A 6102-nucleotide genomic window follows, 5' to 3' on the forward strand; every position below is an offset into this window, starting at 1 on the left:
GCTGTTTCTCTGTGCTTCGAATGAGGATCCAGCGTACTGAGCCTTACAAGCCTGAGCGCATCCGTTCCTCCTCGAAACCTGCCTGTTTCTGCTTTTTGCTTGCAGCGCACCCGTGTCAGCCCTCAGCATGCACACCATGGACAATCAACTGAACGAACTCAGGTCACTCGCGGCCAAGGCGGAAAACCGACGTACGGAAACCGGTATTCCGCGTGTGGCCATGGTCAAGGGCAAAATCCCTGAGCACATGCTCGCGGCGGTCTATGACCCGATGATCAACGTGATTCTGCAAGGCAGTAAAAGCATGACCGTGGGCGACCACACCCTGCGGTATGACCCCGCGACCTATTTCGTCATGTCCATCGACCTGCCTGCCGTGGGTTCGGTGCACCCTGCCGAAACCGGGGAGCCCTATTTGGCCGTCAGCCTGACACTCGATCCAACGGTGTTATCCACCTTGTTCGCCGACCTGCCCAAACCTGCCAGTCGCGTCGATCCCACGCCTGGCTTTTCAGTCGCATCCATGACCACTGACCTCATGGACGCCTGGGTGCGCATGCTCAGACTCATGGGCGATCCGGATGCCATCGCAGCGCTGGCCCCGGTCTACGAGCGGGAGATCATCTTCCGCGTACTTCAGGGCCCCCTGGGCTGGATGCTGCGAGAGATCGCGGCGCCCGACAGCGCGATGGCCCGAGTGAACCTTGCGGTACAGTGGATCCGTCAGGACTTTGCCCAACCCATCGGCGTCGAACGCTTGGCCGAGCGAGCGTCGATGAGCGTCTCGGCGTTTCACCGCCACTTCAAGGCCGTGACCAACCTCAGTCCGTTGCAATATCAGAAACGCGTGCGCCTGCTCCAGGCCAGAACATTGATGGTGGCGAATGCAAAGAGTGTCATGGCCGCTGCATTCGAGGTCGGGTACGAAAGCGCAACCCAGTTCAGCCGGGACTACGCAAAGGTGTTTGGGCTTCCACCGTCACAGGATGCGAGCAGAATCCATGCGCGAGCGAGAGCCATTGGAGGCGATTGAGCGGCGTACTGCAGGAAACTGTGAGTGTCAGCTATTGGCCGAAAGCAGACCTGTCTCCACCGACGAAATCGCCGTCACAAACCTGTCACCCCCAACCTGCTAACCTCCCCTGCGCCACTTACCCAAGAGCCCCAAAAAAAGGTGCCCCAAGGTGTACTCCGTCGCCCCACCCCGCCAAACAATCATCCTCCGCTCCGAAAACCTCCACGCCGAAGACTTCGGCGCCCTCTTCTCCCGGTTCTTCGGCAATCGCTACGCCGACTCCCCGCCAATCCCTTCCAGCATCATCATTGGCGGTGTCTACGGCAGACACGACGGCGTGAGTTTCCGGCGTATGCATTACCACGGCGATTTCACCGTGACCTTTCCCGACCCGCAGGACGAGATCACTTTCGTGATTCCCACGGCGGGCAAGATTGTGTTCAACCACCGCACCGAGTCCGTCGGTGTGGCCCAGGTGGGGTTGGCGATTGATAAAGCGGATATCCGTTCGATGCGGTTTCTCGACGATCACGCGCAGCACGGGATTTCGGTGAGTCGGGCGCAGCTCACGGAGCGGTTGGCGGCGTTGTTGGGGCGGCCGGTTGTGCAGAAGATTGTGTTTGAGCCGGTGGTGGATCTGCACACGGCGGCGTTTCGGGGGATCAAGGCGTTGATTGATCTGGCGACGGGCACGGAGTTTGATCTGTTGCTCAACAGCGGCACGCTGATGCCATCGCGGTTGCGTGAGATGTTGATTGATGCAGTGCTGGAGGCGTGGCCGCATAATTTTACCGAGGCGTTGCGCCAGCCTGCACCGAGGGTGGCGCCGCGGCATGTGAAGTTGGCGATGGCGTTTATTCAGGCGCATCCGGAGCAATTGGTCAGTGGCGTAGAGCTGGCGCGGTTGAGCAACGTCAGTCAGCGCGCTTTGCAGGAAGGGTTTCGACGGTTTGTCGGGATGTCGATTGTGGCGTATCAGCGGCAGGTGCGGCTGGAGCGGGCTTTCGAAGCGCTGCGGCATTCGGCGTCGGTGACGGAGGTGGCGTTGCGCTTTGGCTTCAGCAATGTCGGGCGGTTTTGTCAGTATTTTCAGCAGGCGTATGGGGTGAGTCCGGCAGATTTTCGTTCGGGCGCGCGCGCGCGACGCTGACAGGCGTGGGCGACGAGAGTATTGATCTGCGGCAAGATCGGCCGATCGCGCCAGCGCTAATCTGTAGACGCTGATTAACAGCCGTGCAGCCGCACGTCACGGGCCGTGGGCCAAGGTGGCGTCAAATGAACAAAAAACGCATGGTCTGGGGGAGCATTCTCCTGGGCCTTCCGTGTGTCTTGCTTCCAGTACTTTTGATGGGTTACGTCGCCTGGGTGTTGAACCTGGCAGCGGCGCAGCAACGTCTCGAATCGCTGGCGTCCGTGGCATCCAGCCGTGCCAACAATACCTTCCATGAAGCCGCCGGGGTGCTGAAGAGCGTCGCCGCGTCGAGCCTTGCACCGTGTACGCCGGAGAGCATCGACGAGATGCGTCTGCTGACGATCAACACGTTCGCGGTGAAGTCGATCGGCTATGTCGAGGAAGAGGTTTATGCCTGCGGTTCGTGGGGGCCGGTGGGTCATCGGGTGACGCCGTGGAAAGAAGACTTCATTACGTCTGATGGCGTGCGCGTGTCGCTCGGCGTACAAGCGCGGATCGTGCCAGCCAAGCCGATGATGGCGCTGCAGTACGCGGCCTTCAATGTGCTGGTCGACCCCGAGCAGTTTTTGCAGGTCCTGGTCGAGGACGATGTGCATTTGATGGTCGGTACCGCTGCCGGGCATCTGGTGGGAATTTCGCGGCCGGGGACGGAGCGCTTCATGAGTCGCGTGCATCTGGGCCCTGCTTCGGCGCTGGAGGATGGTTATCTGTATACGCTGGTGCACAGCGGTGACTGGGTGGCGATTGCGGCGGTATCGCGTCATGAGTTGCTGCAAGGGCTGGTGCGCCGCGAGATGCTGTTGCTGCCGATAGGCGGGTTGATTGCCGGGATGCTTGCGCTGTTGATCGTGCGGCGCACGCGCCGGCGTTTGTCGCCACTGGCCGAGCTTGAGCTGGCGGTGCGCAATCGTGAGTTCATCGTGCACTATCAGCCGATCATGGATTTGAGCGATGGCGCCTGTATCGGGGCCGAAGCGCTGGTGCGCTGGCGGCATCCGGACGGCAGCCTGGTGCGGCCCGATCTGTTTATCCCGCTGGCCGAAGAGAGCGGGCTGATTCTGCCGATCACCGACCAGGTGATCGATCACGTCGTGCAGGATCTGGGGCCGCTTCTGGTCAAAGAGCGCAACCTGCATGTGGCGATCAATCTGGCGGCGGCGGATGTCAGCAGCGGCCGTTTTCTGCCCCGACTCAAGACCGCGATTAGCAAGGCTGATGTGTGGCCGAGCCAGATCTGGCTGGAGGCCACGGAGCGCGGTTTTGTGCAGATCGAATCAGCGCGGCAAACGATGAATCAGGCACGCGAGTTGGGGCATCTGGCAGCTATCGATGATTTCGGCACCGGGTTTTCCAGCCTGCAGCATTTGCAGCAGTTGCCGCTGGATGTGCTGAAGATCGACAAGTCGTTTGTCGACACCATCGGGCGCGATGCAGAGGCGAGTTCGGTGACGGCGCACATCATCGACATGGCCAAGAGTTTGCGCTTGAAGGTGGTGGCTGAAGGGATTGAGACAGAGGCGCAGCTGGAGTATCTGCGCAATCGTGGGGTGGATTTCGGGCAGGGTTGGTTGGTTGCCAAGCCGATGCCTGCGGGAGAGTTTTTGCGGTTCGTTGGGGAGCGTTGTGGGGCGGGTGCGGAATTGAATGGTCAGGTCGGCGAGCTGGCTGAGTGTGTTTGACAAGGCTGGTTTTTGGGGCCGCTTTGCAGCCCAGCGGGAGCAAGCTCCCTCGCCACAGGTTTGGGAGCGCTTCTAAGTTTTGGGGTCATCCTTGACCTGATTGTCATCCCATCACTTAGAACGCGTAACTGGCCTTGAGGCTGCCGCTGAAACCGTGGCTGTCACCACCGCCACTGGCACCGACTTCTGCGCCGACGCTGACGGCGCCAAGGCTGGCCATCAGGTTGACGCCGCCGCTGAACTGGTCGCGGTTGTCGAAGGCGGCGCGTTGTTCGATGTCGAGGCCCAGCAGGTGGCCCTGGCTGTTGACGTCGTTGTTGCCCAGCGTGCGCTCGTAGCCGACTTGTACACCCGGCACCATTTGCCAGGCGCCCATCGCCACCGGGGCGAACGCCACGTTGAGGTCGGCGACGGTGCTGCGGCGGGTGGCGGTGTTGTCGTCGACGTCGAGGGACAGTTCGCTGCCCTTCTCTTGGAAGCCTTTGAGGTCGAGGTGGCTGATGCGCACACCGAGGCTGGGTTCGAGAATCATGCCGTTGACCGGAGCGCGGTAACCCAGCGCCAAGGTCGCGCCGGTGAGGTTGCCCTGGGTGTCGCCCTTGGCCGTGCCGAGGCCGCCGCCGAGTTCGCGTTTGCTGGCGTAATCGACGTAGCCGGCGCTGGCATTGGCGTCGACGAACAGCCCACGTTCCAGGCTGGTGAAGCCGTAGCGCGCACCGAGGTCGAAGAAGGTGAAGTCGGTATCGGCCTCGCCGCCCGCACCGCCGACGGTGCCTTTGCTGTAACCGAAACCGCCCCGAGCACTGAGTTGTTCGGAGAAGCGCTGGGTGATGCCGACCATCAGGCCTTGGCTGTGTTCGTTGCTGCTCTCGGCGCGGGACGAGCCGTCGGTGCCGAGGTAACCGGCGAGCGTGGTGGTCCACAACCGGTATTGCCCGACGTTCAGATCGGAGCCGCTGGCGTAGGGGGCGGCGGCTTGCTCGATCAGCGCGTTCTGCCGCAGCAGGTAGCTGGCGGCGTCGGCGTGAACCTGGCCGCCGACCTGAGCTTCGACACCGCCGAGGGTGCCGGCGTCGATCGCCGATTGCAGATAATAGTTGTAGGCGCTGTAGGTGCCAGACAGGTTGGTGTTCTGCAATTGACGCAGTAATTCGGCACCGGCAGCGGCGTTGCCGATCAATCCGGCCTGCCCCGGCAGGCTGTTGTATTCGACCAGTTTGCCGCGCAGCACGTAGATGGTTTCCTGCGACAGGCCAAGACCTTGTTTGAGGTAGTTGTCCATGCTGCCGTATTCGGCGGTGACTTCATCAAGACCGGCCTGCAGGTAGCTGGCCTGCACGCCAAGCAGCGGCGCATAGATCGAGGCCATGCTCGGCGGCAGCGCCTTGAGGGTCGCGGCGACGCGCGCGGCGGTGTAATCGTTGGTTGCCAGGTAGTTGGCCATGATGGTCGCGTTGTCGACGCCGGCGATGCTCTGCAACACGGCGGCCGTCCAGCCGGTACGGTCCTTGCCGGCGGTGCAATGGAACAGTTGCGCGCCGTCGGTGCTGGCCAGTTCGTTGAACAACTTGCCGAACTGCCCGCGCATCCCCGCGTCGCTGACGAAAGCGCGGTTGGTCTGTTCCATCATGGCGATGGCGTCGGCAGCGCTTTTGAACGACACAGTGGTGATGTTCGCGCCCGAGGTGGTGCTGCCAATGATGTCGATGTTCTGGTAGCTCGCGCCGCTCAGCATTGTGTCCGGCGTACCAGCGATTTCGCTCGGCGTGCGCAGGTCGTAGACGGCTTTGATGCCGAGGCTGTTGAGGGTCGCCAGATCCGCTGCCGACGGCGTGATCGCGTTGGAGCGGTAGAACACGCCACCGCGCATCGTGCCATCGTGGGCCGTGGAATACGCGGTGGTCAGCCCGGCGACATCACGGAAGTTGTCGATGCTTTGCAGGCGGGGCGTGTCGAGCATGACGGTCTCGGCAGCGTGGGCAGCAGCGATGGACAGGCTCAGAACGGACAGCGAACACACAAGTCGTTGAAACACAGTGCAGCCTCATTGGAATTAGCGTTGGGCTGGCTACTATCTGCAATCAACTGATACCGAATATGACAGAACGACTGCGCAAGAAAATGGTTGCGCGATCGGGCCGTGGGCTGCGTTTTTTGTCCGTAAGGGTTCGGTTTTTTGCATGAATTTCGGAGCAACGGAGAACCCTGTGGGAGCT

At 61.6% G+C, this 6102-nt stretch carries 4 protein-coding genes; 3 read left to right on the forward strand and 1 reads right to left on the reverse strand.

Features of this window, described 5'->3' with window-relative positions:
* The first annotated feature begins 136 nt into the window (after positions 1-136).
* From OC71_RS20145 to OC71_RS20155, 3 genes are all read left to right on the forward strand, one after another.
* Complete coding sequence (locus OC71_RS20145) at positions 137-1033, forward strand: AraC family transcriptional regulator (protein ID WP_041072747.1); 897 nt, start codon at positions 137-139, stop codon at positions 1031-1033.
* A gap of 151 nt (positions 1034-1184) precedes the next feature.
* A complete protein-coding gene (locus OC71_RS20150) occupies positions 1185-2165 on the forward strand; it encodes an AraC family transcriptional regulator (RefSeq protein WP_041072749.1) in 981 nt (326 codons plus the stop codon).
* A 197-nt stretch (positions 2166-2362) separates the two neighbouring features.
* Positions 2363-3886, forward strand: coding sequence for an EAL domain-containing protein (locus OC71_RS20155; protein ID WP_256198932.1), 1524 nt, complete (start codon positions 2363-2365; stop codon positions 3884-3886).
* A gap of 115 nt (positions 3887-4001) precedes the next feature.
* Here OC71_RS20155 and OC71_RS20160 read toward each other — a convergent pair whose 3' ends face one another.
* The gene (locus OC71_RS20160) at positions 4002-5921 is read right to left on the reverse strand and encodes a tyrosine-protein phosphatase (RefSeq protein WP_041072753.1); all 1920 of its coding nucleotides are present in this window, start codon (positions 5919-5921) and stop codon (positions 4002-4004) included.
* Positions 5922-6102 lie beyond the last annotated feature (181 nt).

It is taken from the genome of Pseudomonas sp. W15Feb9B, from assembly GCF_000828175.1.
Lineage (GTDB): Bacteria > Pseudomonadota > Gammaproteobacteria > Pseudomonadales > Pseudomonadaceae > Aquipseudomonas > Aquipseudomonas parakoreensis.